This is a genomic window from Bradyrhizobium guangzhouense (assembly GCF_004114955.1).
Taxonomy (GTDB): domain Bacteria; phylum Pseudomonadota; class Alphaproteobacteria; order Rhizobiales; family Xanthobacteraceae; genus Bradyrhizobium; species Bradyrhizobium guangzhouense.
The window spans coordinates 445322-459211 of the sequence record NZ_CP030053.1 but is presented as its reverse complement, the minus strand read 5'-3'; the positions used below and the strand labels follow the sequence as shown (position 1 = coordinate 459211).

Below are 13890 nucleotides of genomic sequence, written 5' to 3'. Positions count from 1 at the left end.
AGGTAGCGACCAGCCGCACGGGAGCGGAATCGCGCGATTCCCGCGGTTAACCACGTTTGCTTGTCAGGCTCACGTCAGGATTGCGCGGGAAGGGCGACATTCGGCCGCGCGTGGACCGTTGCAGCGGATGTGTTAGTTTCCCACATATCGGATGGGTTCGGAGCCCCGATTGTTAGCCAAATTTAATGTCGGCAGGCATCGGTATCCGAGATAGAATTTGACGAACCGGCGGCATGGCGACCCCCATGCCAGACCGGGCAACCAACGGGAATTCGACCATGTCGGACCTAGACCGCAATTACGCTTCTCCTTTCGGCCGGGCCGCCGGGCGTGTTGACGCCGCGACGGTCGATGCCGGTCTGCGCGCCTACATGCTGCGCATCTACAATTACATGAGCATTGGCCTCGCCATCACCGGCCTCGCCGCGCTCGGAGTTTACATGGCTGCCGTCACCGACGTTCCGACCCCGGAAGCCGTCCGTGTCGGCAAGCTGTTCCTGACGCCGTTCGGCTACGCGATGTTCGTGAGCCCGCTGAAATATCTGTTCATGCTGGCGCCGCTCGCCATGGTGTTCGTGATCTCGGCCGGCATCAACCGCCTGGCTCCCTCGACCGCCCAGATCCTGTTCTGGGTGTTCTCGGCGCTGATGGGTATCTCGCTGTCCTCGATCTTCCTGGTGTACACCCACACCTCGATCGTGCGGGTGTTCTTCATCACCGCGGCGACGTTCGGCGCGCTGAGCCTCTATGGCTACACCACCAAGCGTGACATGACCGGCATGGGCTCGTTCCTGTTCATGGGCCTGATCGGCATCATCATCGCGAGCTTGGTGAACCTGTTCCTGGCCAGCACGGCGCTGCAGTTCATCGTGTCGGTGGTCGGCGTCCTGGTGTTCGCGGGCCTCACCGCCTGGGACACCCAGCGGCTGAAGAACGACTACATCTACGGCTACGCCTCGGCCGGCGGCGACATCGCCGAGCGCGCGGCGATCTCTGGTGCGCTGTCGCTGTACTTGAACTTCATCAACCTGTTCACGCTGCTGCTGCAGCTCCTCGGCCAGCGCGACTAAGCGATAGACCCGAGGGAACGGACACGAGCCCCGGCCGAAAGGCCGGGGTTTTTGTTTGCGGCATCTCGCCATGCGGAAATGCCGTTGCTCGCACCAAAGCCCCTGCTAATCTCGCCTCCATGTCCACACCTGAAATCAGGCCCACTGTCGAGGCCGACCTCCCCGCCATCACCGCCATCTACCAGCAGGCTGTCCGCGAGGGCACCGCGACGTTCGAGCTTGATCCGCCTGATCTCGCCGAGATGACGCGCCGCTATCGCGCGCTGGTCGACGGGGGCTATCCCTATTTCGTAGCCACCATCGACAGCCGCCTCGCCGGCTATGCCTATGCCGGCGCCTACCGGCCGCGCCCGGCCTATCGCTTCACGGTCGAGAACTCGATCTATCTCGATCCCGCCTTCCACCGCCGCGGCATCGGCTCACTGCTCCTGGAGCGGCTGATCCGCGAATGCGAGGCGCGGGGCTTTCGCCAGATGATCGCCGTGATCGGCGATTCCGCCAATGCCGGTTCGATCGGCGTGCACACCAGGGGCGGCTTCAAGATGATCGGCACGCATCCCAATGTCGGCCTGAAGTTCGGCCGCTGGCTGGATACGGTGATGATGCAGCGCGATCTCGGCCAGGGCGCGGAGACGGTGCCGGAAAAGTAATCCGGTCTCGTAGGGTGGATTAGCCTCGCGGATTGCGCAAAGCGCAAACCGTCAGGCGTAACCCACCTTGCGGCACTATCTGTGCCGCTACACCACCGCCAATTTCCGATCGATCGCCAGCAGCACGCGCTCGAGCTCGTGGCCGCGGCGCAGGATCAGGCCGGTCGCCGAGATCACGCTGTACATGCCCTGCTTGCGCGCGAGCCGCGGATCTTTCTCGATGCGGTAGATCGGCACTTCGGAGGCGCGGCGATAGACCGAGAACACCGCGCGGTCTTTCAGGAAGTCGATCGCATAGTCGCGCCACTCGCCGTCGGCGACCATGCGGCCATAGAGATTGAGAATTCGGTGCAGCTCGAGCCGGTTGAACGTCACCCGGCCGGGTTGGGCATTCGCAGCGGCGGGGCGCGCCACTGCGCGCTGCTCGCTCGGATCGGCATCCTCCGACGTCAAACTCATGGGGCGCCTCCATCGCGTCAGCATGACCGCCTCCGCGAAGACCGTCCCCGGAGCCGCGGATCATGACACCTGCATGATTGCGCCAACTGTTCCCCGCCGCAAGGGGCTCTTGCAAGGGACTCCTGAAGCGCGCCCCCTGCGGACCTGGGTTCACCTCACTGAGCGGCAGCGAATCATGACACACGCAACGGTGGAACTTCTCAGCGGCAAACCGTCACGGGATCGTTAGCAGGAATCACAGGATCGCCGCTTTTCCGCCCACCGCCTGCCGCCCTGCATTGCGAAAAGATGAGTGTGCGTTGACCCGGTCCTTTCGGTTCCGGATTCCTCAGCCCCCAGCCCCCCGGGGTCGAACAGGATCGGGTCTGTACGCGCGACAAGGAGGGCCAACGCGAGTTGGTCCTTTTTTGTTTGTGGCGGGATGTTTCCGCTCTTTCCGTCATTCCGGGGCGCGCGAAGCGCGAGCCCGGAATCCATTTCTCAGCTCGGATCGTGGATCGATGGATTCCGGGTTCGCGCCAGGAGGCGCGCCCCGGAATGACGAAGACTGATTTTGCGGAGACGATCCAGGCTTGCGTCTAGTGCAGCGACGTGTACGCCGCGCCGAGCATCGGACCGGGCTTATCGCGGCTGCCGTCCTGGACGTAGACCACCGCGCCGTCGACGCTGTCGCGCGACGTCAAATTCTCGATCGGGACGGCCCAACTTTCCGGATGTCCGTGCCAGTCGCCGACCTTGAGCAGATTGCGTACGACGTTGTGGTAGGTGATCTGCTGCCCGCGATTCTCACCGCGGCCGATTTCGATCGGCACCGATTTCATGATCGAGCAGATCCAGACCTCGCCATGCGAGACCGTCGGCTCCTTGCTCGCGGCGACCGACACGTTGATCTGCTTGCCCGCGAGCGACATCGTCACCGGCACGCTCATGATGCCCGCGCTCGTGTCGGTCTTGTCGATCGCGTTCTCGATGCCGGAGCGGTCGCTGCCGATGACATGCGCGGCGCCGTTGACCACGACCTGCGGCGTGTAGACCTCGCGGTCACCGCGCATGCGCGAATAGGCGCGCTGCCGCGCCGAGAAACGTGAATCCGCCAGCGTGTCTTTCCAGCCGAGATAATCCCAATAGTCGATCGGCATGCTCAGCGCGATGATCGAGGGGTCCTTGGCGAGATCGCCGATGACCTTGTCGGCAGGCGGGCAGGAGGAGCAGCCCTGGGAGGTGAAGAGCTCGACCACGGCGCGGGGATCGGCCTGGGCGGGGCGGATGACGGCGACGATGGCGCAGATGCCGAGTGCTCCTGACCAGAATGCTCCGGACCATCGCGAAACGAAATTAGAAGCCATCATACCAGTCATGTTGAACGTCACACAGGTAGCTCGTTGCGGGAAGATCTTATCGCCTGATGGTCACCGTAGTCTTACGGGCGCAGTACATTCAACCGTCCAGAGCAGGATTTTGCCGGCCGGGCCCATCCGAAACATACCGCAAACGTACGAAGGCGGCCTTTTGATAGGCCGCCTTCGTTTTTCCTTCTACTCACGTCGCGGTGAGCCACCGTTCACAAATTCGCGCGCTAAAGTGCGCCGAGCGCACTTTAGATTGTTGTTGGAGCATGATCTTTCCGGAAAACCGCTGCACAATTTGCGCTAACGCGGCCTTCGGGTCCGGATCATGCTCTAGGCCGCGAGCTTGCGCAGCACGTAGTGCAGGATGCCGCCGTTGCGGTAGTAATCGAGTTCGTCCAGCGTATCGATGCGGCAGAGCAGCGAAACGCGCTGCAGCGAACCGTCGCCGGACACGATCTCCGCGGTCAGCTTCTGGCGCGGCTTGAGGTCGCCGACCAGGCCACGCAGCGTGACCTTCTCGTCGCCCTTGAGGCCGAGCGACGACCAGGAGGTGCCGTCCTCGAAGGTCAGCGGCAGCACGCCCATGCCGACCAGGTTCGAACGATGGATGCGCTCGAAGCTCTGGCAGATCACGGCGCGAACACCGAGCAGACGCGTGCCCTTCGCAGCCCAGTCGCGCGAGGAGCCGTTGCCATATTCGGCACCGGCGAACACGACGAGCGGCACCTGCTCCTGCTGGTACTTCATCGCGGCGTCGTAGATCGACATCTGCTCGCCGTCCGGCCAGTGCTTGGTCAGACCGCCTTCCGGGATGTTTCCGTCCGCACCCTTCAGCATGAAGTTCTTGATGCGGATGTTGGCGAAGGTGCCGCGCATCATGACTTCATGGTTGCCGCGGCGCGTGCCGTACTGGTTGAAGTCGGCGGGACGCACCTGGTGCTCGCTGAGGTATTTGCCGGCGGGCGAGGTGAGCTTGATCGAACCGGCCGGCGAAATGTGGTCGGTGGTGATCTTGTCGCCGAACATGGCGAGGATGCGCGCCTCGACGATATCGGTGACCGGCTCCGGCTCCTTTTTCATGCCTTCGAAATAGGGCGGGTTCTGCACGTAGGTCGACGACATGTTCCAGCGATAGGTCTCGCTCTCGACCGTCTTGATCTTGCGCCAGTTGGTATCGCCCTTGAACACGTCGGCATACTTCTTCTTGAAGATCGACGCGGTCACGAACTTCTTCATGAAGGCGTTGATCTCCTTCGTCGTCGGCCAGATGTCCTTCAGATACACCGGCTTGCCGTCCTTGCCTTCGCCGAGCGGCTCGACCGCGAGGTTCTTGGTGACGCTGCCGGCGAGCGCGTGCGCGACGACCAGCGGCGGCGAGGCCAGATAGTTCGCCTGCACGTCAGGCGAGACGCGGCCTTCGAAATTGCGGTTACCCGAGAGCACGGCGGCGGCGACGATGCCGTTGTCGTTGATCGACTTCGAGATCTCCTCCGGCAGCGGACCGGAATTGCCGATGCAGGTGGTGCAGCCGAAGCCGACCAGGTTGAAGCCGACCTTGTCGAGATCGGCCTGCAGACCGGAATCGGCGAGATAGCCCGCGACCACCTGGCTGCCCGGAGCCAGCGAGGTCTTCACCCACGGCTTTGCCTTCAGGCCTTTGGCGGCGGCATTGCGTGCAAGCAAGCCTGCACCGATCAGCACGCTCGGATTCGAGGTGTTGGTGCAGGACGTGATGGCGGCGATGACGACGTCGCCATGGCCGATCTCGTAGTTCTTGCCTTCGACGGCAAAACGCTTGTTGGGCTCCTCGGCCTTCTTGTACTCGGTGCCGAGCGCGAGCGAAAAACCTTCGGCAACCGACGGCAGCGCGATGCGGCCTTCGGGACGCTTCGGGCCGGCCATCGACGGCACGACGTCTGCGAGGTCGAGCGTCAGCGTTTCCGTGAACACCGGATCGGCCGACTTGGCGGTGCGGAACAGCCCTTGCGCCTTGGCATAGGCTTGCACCAGCGCGACGCGCGGCGCGGCACGCCCCGACGTCTTGAGGTAGTCGATCGCAGCGGCGTCGACAGGGAAGAAGCCGCAGGTCGCGCCATACTCGGGCGCCATGTTGGCGATGGTCGCCTTGTCGGCGACGGAGAGGTTGTCGAGGCCCGGGCCGAAGAACTCGACGAACTTGCCGACGACGCCGAGCTTGCGCAGCATCTGCGTCACGGTCAGCACGAGGTCGGTCGCGGTGACGCCTTCCTTCATCGCGCCCTTCAGCTTGAAGCCGACGACGTTGGGCAGCAGCATCGACAGCGGCTGGCCGAGCATGCAGGCTTCCGCCTCGATGCCGCCGACGCCCCAGCCGAGCACGGCCAGACCATTGACCATGGTGGTGTGGGAATCGGTGCCGACCAGCGAGTCGGGATAGGCGACCTCGAAGGTGCCGGTCTTCTTGCCGACCGTCATCTTCTCCTTCTTGGTCCAGACCGTCTGGGAGAGATATTCGAGATTGACCTGGTGGCAGATGCCGGTGCCGGGCGGCACGACCGAGAAGTTCGAGAATGCCTTCTGGCCCCACTTCAGGAACTCGTAGCGCTCCTGGTTCTGCTTGTACTCTTCCGCGACATTCTTGGCGAAAGCCTTGTTGTCGCCGAAGAAGTTCACGATCACGGAATGGTCGATGACGAGGTCGACCGGCACCAGCGGGTTGATCTTCTCGGCATCACCACCGAGCTTCTGCATCGCGTTGCGCATCGCAGCGAGGTCGACCACGGCCGGAACGCCGGTGAAATCCTGCATCAGCACGCGGGCGGGGCGGAACGCGATCTCATGCTCCAGCGACTTCTTGCGCAGCCATTTCGAGACCGCGACGATGTCCTCTTTCTTGACCGAGCGCCCGTCCTCGTTGCGCAGCAGGTTCTCGAGCAGGACCTTCATCGAATAGGGAAGTTTCGAAATTCCCTTCAGACCATTCTTCTCGGCCGTGGGCAGGCTGTAATAGACATAGGTCTTGGCGCCGACCTTGAGGGTCTTTTTGCATTTGAAGCTGTCGAGCGAGGTCATGTAGGAAATCCCAATTGTTAGTTATACCCGGCAGGGTATTTTAACACCGTCAGCGTAGCAGGGCTGGGTCGCTTGCAGGGGCAGGTTGAGTTGCTGCATCAAGTAGTTCCGGGCTTATAGAAGCTTTCTAACCGCGCCGCCACAGCCACAACAATACCGAGCAAGTCGCGAGCCAAAAATTCTGATGCGCTACCCCAAGATTTCCTGAGGCCCGGCTGTGAACGGGTTAGTACCAGTCAAGATGCAGCTGGCCGGACGCGGGATCACCTGCGTGCGCGGCGGCCGCGAGGTGTTTTCCGGGCTCGATTTCGAGGCGGCCTCGGGCGAGGCCGTGGCAGTCGTCGGCCGTAACGGATCAGGCAAGACCTCGCTGCTCAGGCTCATCGCGGGCTTGCTCATTCCGGCTGGCGGCACGATCGTACTGGACGGGGGCGACACCGACATGACGTTGCCCGAGCAGTGCCACTATCTCGGCCATCGCGATGCGCTGAAGCCGGCGCTGAGCGTGACGGAAAATCTGTCATTCTGGGCCGAATTCTTGGGCGGCGAGCGCAGTGACGCGGCTGAAAGCCTCGCCACCGTCGGCCTCGACCATGCCACCCATTTGCCTGCGGGCTTCCTGTCGGCGGGACAGCGCCGCCGGCTGTCGCTGGCCCGGCTGCTGACGGTCCGACGGCCGATCTGGCTGCTGGATGAGCCGACCAACGCGCTGGATGCGGCCGGCCAGGACATGTTTGGCGGGCTGATGCGGGAGCATCTCGCAAGGGGCGGAATGATCATCGCGGCGACCCATGGACCGCTGGGGATCGATTCGCGGGAGTTGCGGATCGGGGGTGTGGCGTGAAGCGGAGGGACCCTCAGCTTTTCAAGCGGCCAGGCGGCGCTGTGGCGCCTTGGGCGCAGCCGTGGCCACGGGCTCCCTCGCCTCTCCCGCTTGCGGGAGAGGTCGGCGCGCAGCGCCGGGTGAGGGTTCTCTCCTCTGGGGGAGTCGTCGTTGCCGAGATACCCTCTCCCCAACCCTCCCCCGCAAGCGGGGGAGGGAGCACACCGCCCGCTGGGCATGTCGGGAGGCCCCTATGACCGCCCTCGCCGCCCTGATCCGCCGGGACATCAAGATCGCGCTCCGCGTCGGCGGCGGGGCGCTGATCGGCGTGCTGTTCTTCCTGACCGTCGTCGTCCTGATGCCGTTCGCCGTGGGCCCGGACCTGGCGCAGCTGTCGCGGCTGGGGCCGGCGATCCTGTGGCTCGGGGCGCTGCTGGCAAGCCTGCTGACGCTGGACCGGCTGTTCATGGCCGATCATGAGGACGGCTCGCTCGATTTGATCACGATGAGCCGGACGCCGCTGGAACTGGCCTGCGCCGCCAAGGCGCTGGCGCATTGGCTGGCCGCCGGCCTGCCGCTGATCGTCGCAACCCCCGTGCTCGGGCTGCTGCTCAACCTCGACATGGTCGCCACCGGCGCGGTGGCTTTGACGCTGCTGGCCGGCACGCCTGCCCTGACCTTCACCGGCATGATCGGTGCGGCGCTGGCGGTGACGCTGCATCGGGGCGGACTGTTGATGGCCGTGCTGGTGCTGCCGCTGTCGATCCCCGTGCTGATCTTCGGGGTTGCCGCCTCGCAGGCCGCCATCACGGGGCCATCGTCGTTCGGCGCGCCCTTCTCGATCCTCTGCGCCCTGTCGCTGGTCAGCCTCGTGATCGGCCCGTTCGCGGCGGCGGCGAGCCTGAAGCATGGGCTGGATTGACCTTGACCCCGATCAACTTTCGCTGCGCGCTTTCATGCTGATTGCGTGAGCGTCTCCCTGTGATTATCAGAATACCATGTCGCTGATCGACCTCGCCAACCCCACACGGTTCCTCGCGCTCTCGGCGCGGGTTCTGCCGTGGCTTGCGGCCGCGACCATCATCCTGCTCACGATCGGCCTCTATCAATCCGCCCTTGCGCCCGACGATTATCAGCAGGGCGCGACCGTGAAGATCATGTTCATTCACGTGCCCAATGCGTGGCTGTCGATGTTCGTCTGGGGCGTGATGAGCGTCGCGTCATTGGGCACGCTGGTGTGGCGGCATCCGCTCGCCGACGTCGCGGCGAAAGCTGCAGCTCCCATCGGCGCCAGCTTCACGTTCCTCGCGCTGCTGACGGGCTCGCTATGGGGCCGGCCGATGTGGGGCACCTATTGGGAATGGGATGCGCGCCTGACCTCCGTCCTGATCCTGTTCCTGATGTATCTCGGCCTGATGGCGCTGTGGCGCGCGGTGGAAGATCCCTCGCGCGCGGCGCGTGCCGCGGCGGTGCTGACGCTGGTCGGCGCGCTCAATCTTCCCATCATCAAATTCTCCGTCGATTGGTGGAACACGCTGCACCAGCCGGCCTCGGTGATGCGCATGGGCGGCTCGACGCTTGACAAGGCGTTTCTGGTTCCGCTGCTGGTGATGGCGGTCGCGTTCACGCTGCTGTTCGTCACGCTGCATGTGGCGGCGATGCGCAATGAGATCTTGCGCCGGCGCGTGCGCTCCTTGCAGATGATGCAGGCGAGCCGCGTCGCGTTTTCGAGCGAGGCAGGAAGCGGTTCTCGGCAAGAAAACGCATCGAAAGGGGTTGCATGACGATGTCGCTTGGCCCTTATGCGTCCTTCATCGTGACGTCCTATGCTGCCGCAGGCATCGTGGTCGCACTCCTGATCGGTTGGGTCATCATCGACTACCGCAATCAAACCGGACGCCTGCGCGAGCTCGAGCGTAGCGGCGTCACGCGCCGCTCGGGCCGCACCGCGACGGGCACGCCAAGAACAACGACATGAGCGATCAAACGACCTCGGCACCACCGCAGCGCCGCACTTTCCTGATGGTGCTGCCGCTGCTCGCCTTCATCGGACTTGCGGTGCTGTTCTGGTTTCGGCTCGGCAGCGGTGATCCCTCGCGGATTCCGTCCGCGCTGATCGGCCACCCCGCACCGCAGACCACGCTGCCGCCGCTGGAGGGACTGCAGGCCGACAACGCGCAGGTGCCCGGGCTCGACCCCGCCGCGTTCAAGGGCAAGGTCAGCCTTGTCAATGTCTGGGCGTCCTGGTGCGTGCCTTGTCATGATGAAGCCCCGCTCCTGACCGAACTTGCCAAGGACAAGCGCTTCCAGCTCGTCGGCATCAACTACAAGGATACGCCCGACAACGCCCGTCGCTTCCTCGGCCGCTACGGCAACCCGTTCGGCCGTGTCGGCGCCGACGCCAACGGCCGCGCCTCAATCGAATGGGGCGTCTATGGTGTGCCGGAGACATTCGTCGTCGGCCGCGAGGGCACCATCGTCTACAAGCTGGTTGGCCCGATCACGCCGGAGAATTTCCGGACGGTGTTGCTGCCGCAGATGGAAAAGGCGTTGAAGGCAGGGAGCTGACGCCGGGCCCATGTAAGCGGAGAAGCGCCTCCACACGGCTCTCATGCCCCGGCTTGACCTGACTTGACCTGGGCATCCAGTACGCCGGGGCCTCTCCGCATCTCACGACTGTCTCCGGAATACTAGATCGCCCGGTCAAGCCGGGCGATGACAGTTGAGTATGTGGATGCGCGTCAGCCGCAATGACGAACTGAGAGAGCTTACCCTTTCCGCACGTCCCCCGCCTCGGCCTCGCTGGTCTCCAGCGACACCGGCTCGACCCCATAGCGCTTGGTCAGCGGCATCTGCGCGATGGCGAAGATCATGGTGATGGGCGTGACCCCGAACACCTTGAAGTTCACCCAGAAGTCGGTGCTCTGGGTGCGCCAGACGATCTCGTTGAGCACCGCCATGCCGGCGAAGAACAGCGCCCAACGCAACGTCAGGATCCGCCAGCCCCGCGGCGTCAGATTGAACATCTGGTCGAACATCACGGCGATGAAGGAGCGACCGAACAACAGGCCGCCGCCGAGGATCGCGGCGAACAGGCCGTAGATGATGGTCGGCTTGACCTTGATGAAGGTCTCGTCGTGCAGCACCAGCGTCAGCGTGCCGAACACCAGCACGATCACGCCCGTCACGATCGCCATGATCGGGACGTGACGCGTCACCACATAGGAGGCGGCCATTGCCGCCACGATCGCGACCATGAAGGCGCCGGTGGCGGCGAACAGATTGAACTTCGCATTGACGAAGAAGAACACGAGCAGCGGACCAAGCTCGGTCGCAAGCTTGAACAGCGGATGCGGCTGGGTCTTGTCCATTACCTGACCTTTGTTGTTGTCATGCCCCGCGCAGGCGGGGCATCCAGTACGCCGCGCCGCTGGTTGTAGACCACAGGCGCCTCGGAATACTGGATCCCCCGCTTTCGCGGGGGATGACGAAAGGGACCTACGTTTCGATTCCGGCGATGGCGCGGGCGAAATCGCGCGCGGTGAACGGCGCGAGATCGTCGACGCCTTCGCCGACGCCGATGAAATGCACCGGCAATTTGAACTTTTCTGCAAGCGCCACCAGGATGCCGCCGCGTGCGGTGCCGTCGAGCTTGGTCATCACGAGGCCGGTGACGCCTGCGGTGCGATGGAAGGCCTCGACCTGCGACAGCGCGTTCTGGCCGACGGTCGCATCCAGCACGAGCAGCACCGCGTGCGGCGCCGAAGCATCCACCTTCCGGATGACGCGCACGACCTTTTCGAGCTCGTTCATCAGCTCGGCCTTGTTCTGCAGGCGACCGGCGGTGTCGATCAGCAGCACGTCGATGCCCTGCTCTTTCGCCGCCGTCAGCGCGTTGAAGGCGAGACTCGCCGAATCCGAGCCCTGCGCGCCGGCGACGACAGGCGTCCTGGTCCGTTCGCCCCAGACCTTGAGCTGCTCGATGGCCGCTGCACGAAACGTGTCGCCGGCGGCCAGCATCACCTTGCGGCCTTCGGATGCGAATTTCTGCGAGAGTTTTCCAATCGTCGTGGTCTTGCCGGAGCCGTTGACGCCGACCACGAGGATGACGAACGGCTTCCTGGCCGCATCGATCTCGAGCGGCTTGGCCACCGGCGCCAGCACCTTCTCGACCTCGGTCGCGACCACGTCCTTGACCTCGTCGGCCGAAATCGCCTTGTCGTAACGCCCGGTGCCGACGGCGTCGGCGATCCGCGCTGCGACTGACGTCCCGAGGTCGGCGCGCAGCAGCACGTCCTCGATGTCGTCGAGCATGGCGCGGTCGAGCTTGCGCTTGGTGACGAGATCGGCGACCGCGGTCCCGAGCGAGGACGAGGTGCGCTTCAGCCCGTTGGACAGGCGGCGCCACCAGCTCAGCTTGGGGGTGTCAGTGGTATCGTTCATGGTGGCGGTGTGTTAGCCGTTCCCGCGGTCAAACGAAAGTCTTGTCCGAAAGTCTCGCAATTGCTCGATGTTCCCGAATTGACCGCTGAGGAGATCCTGGGCCGCGTGCTCCACCGCGACGGCTTGATGCTGGTGATCGACAAGCCGGCCGGGCTGCCGGTGCATCGCGGCCCCAAGGGCGGGCCCAATCTGGAGGACTCCTTCGACGCGCTTCGGTTCGGCCTGCCGCGGCCGCCGGTGCTGGCCCACCGGCTGGACAAGGACACCTCCGGCTGCCTCGTGCTCGGCCGTCATCGCAAGGCCACCGCCTCGCTCGGCCTTTTGTTCAAGCATGGCAAGATCGGCAAGACCTACTGGACCGTGGTCGAGGGCGGCCCGGCCGAGGACGAGGGCACCATCGACATGCCGCTCGGCCGGCTGAACGCCGAGCGCGGCTGGTGGCAGAAGCCCGATCCGGAGGGCCAGAAGGCCATCACCAACTGGAAAGTGATGGGCCGGGGCGATGGCTTTACCTGGATCGCCATGGAACCGGTCACGGGGCGCACCCATCAATTACGGGTGCATTCGTCGGCGACCGGCTGGCCGATCTTCGGCGATAATATTTATGGCAACGGCCCGCGCTTCGGCGAGCCGAAGCTGCATCTGCATTCCCGCGAGATCGTGGTGCCGATCTCCCGGAACAAGGAGCCGGTCCGCGTGGTCGCACCGGCCCCGCCCCACATGCAAGACAAGCTCCGCGCCTGCGGCTGGAACGGGGAATAGTGGCGGCCCGGAGGCATGGTTTACGAAACGTTCAGTGCTCGTCGGTCATGATGGCGGTTGCTTAGAACAAGCCTCCCATCCGCTCAGGACGAGCAACGCGTCATGTCCACGGCCCAGCTATCGATCATCGACGAGGTCGAATCCGCGATCCGGACCGGCTCGGCGGAAAAGGGCCTGGAGACTGCCCGGCGCGTCACTGACTTGTTCCTCTCCTCCGCCGGAAGCTTCAACGACGAGCAGATCGCGCTGTTCGACGACGTGCTCGAGCGCCTGATCGGCACCATCGAGCTGCGCGCCATCGCCGATCTGGGCGCGCGCGTCGCGCTCGCCGAGATCAGCGCCCAGCTGGCGCCGATCGCGCAGGCGCCGCCCTCGGTGATCCGCCGCCTCGCCAACAATGACGAGATCCGTATCGCCGGTCCCGTGCTGCAGGAATCGGCGCGTCTTGACGATGGCGAGCTGGTGGAGATCGCCTCCAGCAAAGGCGAGCCGCATCTGCTCGCGGTCGCCGGCCGCTGGTGGTTGAAAGAGATCGTCACCGACGCGCTGCTGGCGCGGCGCTATCCGAGCGTCAGCAGGCGTCTCGCCGCTAATCCCGGCGCGCGCATGTCCGGAAAGGGATTCACTGTCATCGTCGGACAGGCCGAGCTCGATCCCGAGCTCGCAGTGAGCATCGGCATCCGCGTCGACCTGCCGTCGGACCTGCGTCGGCGATTGCTGCGTTCCGCAACTGACGCCGTTCGCACCCGTCTGCTGTCACGTGCGCCGCCCGATCTGTTCGAGGAGATCCAGAGCGCGATCGCCGCCGTCACTGTCGGCGTCGAGCGCGAGATGTCCGCTGTCCGCGATTTCGAGGGCGCCAAGCGCGCGGTCGGAAATCTCAAGGCGTCCGGCCAGCTCAACGAGGCGACACTGCTGAACTTCGCGCGACAGCGGCGCTACGAGGAAGCCGTGGCCGCGCTGGCGGCACTGTCTGGATCGACCATCGAGGTGATCCGTCCGCTGATGCAGAGCCTGCGCGAGGACGGCCTGCTGGTGCCCTGCAAGGCGGCGCAGCTGAGCTGGGAAACGACGGTCGCCGTGCTCGAGAGCCGCTTTGCCACCGGCGCGATGAAGCCGGCGGATGTTGCGAGGGCGAAGAGCAATTTCGCGCGCATGACGGCGGAGAATGCGCGGCGCACGCTCAGGTTCTGGCAGGTGCGGGCGTCGTAGAGCGCGCTGTTCGCCAAACGGTGTCATCCCCCGCGAAAGCGGGGGATCCAGTATTCCAGAGACGGTTGTGG

14 protein-coding genes are annotated in these 13890 nt (G+C 64.5%); 9 read left to right on the top strand and 5 right to left on the bottom strand.

Annotation, left to right across the window (positions count from 1 at the left end; translation table 11 throughout):
• Positions 1 to 278 precede the first annotated feature (278 nt).
• Positions 279 to 1070, top strand: a complete 792-nt coding sequence (locus XH91_RS02280; RefSeq protein ID WP_164934304.1) for a Bax inhibitor-1/YccA family protein — start codon at positions 279 to 281, stop codon at positions 1068 to 1070.
• A gap of 119 nt (positions 1071 to 1189) precedes the next feature.
• Positions 1190 to 1720 (top strand): GNAT family N-acetyltransferase, encoded by a 531-nt coding sequence (locus tag XH91_RS02275; protein WP_128949085.1) that lies wholly within the window; start codon positions 1190 to 1192, stop codon positions 1718 to 1720.
• A gap of 87 nt (positions 1721 to 1807) precedes the next feature.
• Here XH91_RS02275 and XH91_RS02270 read toward each other — a convergent pair whose 3' ends face one another.
• From XH91_RS02270 to acnA, 3 genes are all read right to left on the bottom strand, one after another.
• Positions 1808 to 2179 (bottom strand): DUF2794 domain-containing protein, encoded by a 372-nt coding sequence (locus XH91_RS02270; RefSeq protein WP_128949084.1) that lies wholly within the window; start codon positions 2177 to 2179, stop codon positions 1808 to 1810.
• A gap of 578 nt (positions 2180 to 2757) precedes the next feature.
• Positions 2758 to 3537: a DUF1223 domain-containing protein gene (locus tag XH91_RS02265; protein ID WP_128949083.1), complete on the bottom strand. Its 780-nt coding sequence runs from the start codon at positions 3535 to 3537 to the stop codon at positions 2758 to 2760.
• Positions 3538 to 3858: 321 nt separating this feature from the next.
• Positions 3859 to 6579, bottom strand: a complete 2721-nt coding sequence (acnA, locus tag XH91_RS02260; protein WP_128949082.1) for an aconitate hydratase AcnA — start codon at positions 6577 to 6579, stop codon at positions 3859 to 3861.
• A 241-nt stretch (positions 6580 to 6820) separates the two neighbouring features.
• Here acnA and ccmA point away from each other — a divergent pair, with 241 nt between their 5' ends.
• The 5 genes from ccmA (at position 6821) to XH91_RS02235 (ending at position 9970) form a co-directional block, all read left to right on the top strand.
• Positions 6821 to 7423, top strand: coding sequence for a heme ABC exporter ATP-binding protein CcmA (gene ccmA / locus XH91_RS02255; protein ID WP_128949081.1), 603 nt, complete (start codon positions 6821 to 6823; stop codon positions 7421 to 7423).
• Between the two features lie 232 nt (positions 7424 to 7655).
• Positions 7656 to 8324, top strand: coding sequence for a heme exporter protein CcmB (gene ccmB, locus XH91_RS02250; protein ID WP_128949080.1), 669 nt, complete (start codon positions 7656 to 7658; stop codon positions 8322 to 8324).
• 76 nt (positions 8325 to 8400) lie between these two features.
• On the top strand, positions 8401 to 9186 hold the full coding sequence (locus tag XH91_RS02245; RefSeq protein WP_128949079.1) for a heme ABC transporter permease: 786 nt from the start codon (positions 8401 to 8403) through the stop codon (positions 9184 to 9186).
• A complete protein-coding gene (gene ccmD / locus XH91_RS02240; protein ID WP_128949078.1) occupies positions 9183 to 9380 on the top strand; it encodes a heme exporter protein CcmD in 198 nt (65 codons plus the stop codon). Before XH91_RS02245 ends, ccmD begins: the two co-directional genes overlap by 4 nt.
• Positions 9377 to 9970 carry a DsbE family thiol:disulfide interchange protein gene (locus XH91_RS02235; RefSeq protein WP_128949077.1) on the top strand — a complete coding sequence of 198 codons (594 nt, stop codon included), beginning with the start codon at positions 9377 to 9379 and terminating at the stop codon, positions 9968 to 9970. The genes ccmD and XH91_RS02235 overlap by 4 nt, the downstream gene beginning before the upstream one ends.
• A gap of 200 nt (positions 9971 to 10170) precedes the next feature.
• Here the strand turns inward: XH91_RS02235 and XH91_RS02230 are convergent, their stop codons facing one another.
• Positions 10171 to 10773: a septation protein A gene (locus XH91_RS02230; RefSeq protein ID WP_128949076.1), complete on the bottom strand. Its 603-nt coding sequence runs from the start codon at positions 10771 to 10773 to the stop codon at positions 10171 to 10173.
• 127 nt (positions 10774 to 10900) lie between these two features.
• A complete protein-coding gene (gene ftsY / locus XH91_RS02220; RefSeq protein ID WP_128949075.1) occupies positions 10901 to 11845 on the bottom strand; it encodes a signal recognition particle-docking protein FtsY in 945 nt (314 codons plus the stop codon).
• Between the two features lie 60 nt (positions 11846 to 11905).
• Between ftsY and XH91_RS02215 the strand changes: the two genes are divergently transcribed.
• Both XH91_RS02215 and XH91_RS02210 read left to right on the top strand, forming a co-directional pair.
• Positions 11906 to 12607: an RluA family pseudouridine synthase gene (locus XH91_RS02215; RefSeq protein WP_164934306.1), complete on the top strand. Its 702-nt coding sequence runs from the start codon at positions 11906 to 11908 to the stop codon at positions 12605 to 12607.
• Positions 12608 to 12709: 102 nt separating this feature from the next.
• Positions 12710 to 13819, top strand: a complete 1110-nt coding sequence (locus tag XH91_RS02210; RefSeq protein WP_128949074.1) for a DUF2336 domain-containing protein — start codon at positions 12710 to 12712, stop codon at positions 13817 to 13819.
• Positions 13820 to 13890 lie beyond the last annotated feature (71 nt).

Bases quoted from the DNA above. Each gene is read 5' to 3' on its own strand.
- XH91_RS02280 (WP_164934304.1), top strand. From the start codon at position 279: ATGTCGGACCTAGACCGCAATTACGCTTCTCCTTTCGGCCGGGCCGCC.
- XH91_RS02275 (WP_128949085.1), top strand. From the start codon at position 1,190: ATGTCCACACCTGAAATCAGGCCCACTGTCGAGGCCGACCTCCCCGCC.
- XH91_RS02270 (WP_128949084.1), bottom strand. From the start codon at position 2,179: ATGAGTTTGACGTCGGAGGATGCCGATCCGAGCGAGCAGCGCGCAGTG.
- XH91_RS02265 (WP_128949083.1), bottom strand. From the start codon at position 3,537: ATGACTGGTATGATGGCTTCTAATTTCGTTTCGCGATGGTCCGGAGCA.
- acnA (WP_128949082.1), bottom strand. From the start codon at position 6,579: ATGACCTCGCTCGACAGCTTCAAATGCAAAAAGACCCTCAAGGTCGGC.
- ccmA (WP_128949081.1), top strand. From the start codon at position 6,821: ATGCAGCTGGCCGGACGCGGGATCACCTGCGTGCGCGGCGGCCGCGAG.
- ccmB (WP_128949080.1), top strand. From the start codon at position 7,656: ATGACCGCCCTCGCCGCCCTGATCCGCCGGGACATCAAGATCGCGCTC.
- XH91_RS02245 (WP_128949079.1), top strand. From the start codon at position 8,401: ATGTCGCTGATCGACCTCGCCAACCCCACACGGTTCCTCGCGCTCTCG.
- ccmD (WP_128949078.1), top strand. From the start codon at position 9,183: ATGACGATGTCGCTTGGCCCTTATGCGTCCTTCATCGTGACGTCCTAT.
- XH91_RS02235 (WP_128949077.1), top strand. From the start codon at position 9,377: ATGAGCGATCAAACGACCTCGGCACCACCGCAGCGCCGCACTTTCCTG.
- XH91_RS02230 (WP_128949076.1), bottom strand. From the start codon at position 10,773: ATGGACAAGACCCAGCCGCATCCGCTGTTCAAGCTTGCGACCGAGCTT.
- ftsY (WP_128949075.1), bottom strand. From the start codon at position 11,845: ATGAACGATACCACTGACACCCCCAAGCTGAGCTGGTGGCGCCGCCTG.
- XH91_RS02210 (WP_128949074.1), top strand. From the start codon at position 12,710: ATGTCCACGGCCCAGCTATCGATCATCGACGAGGTCGAATCCGCGATC.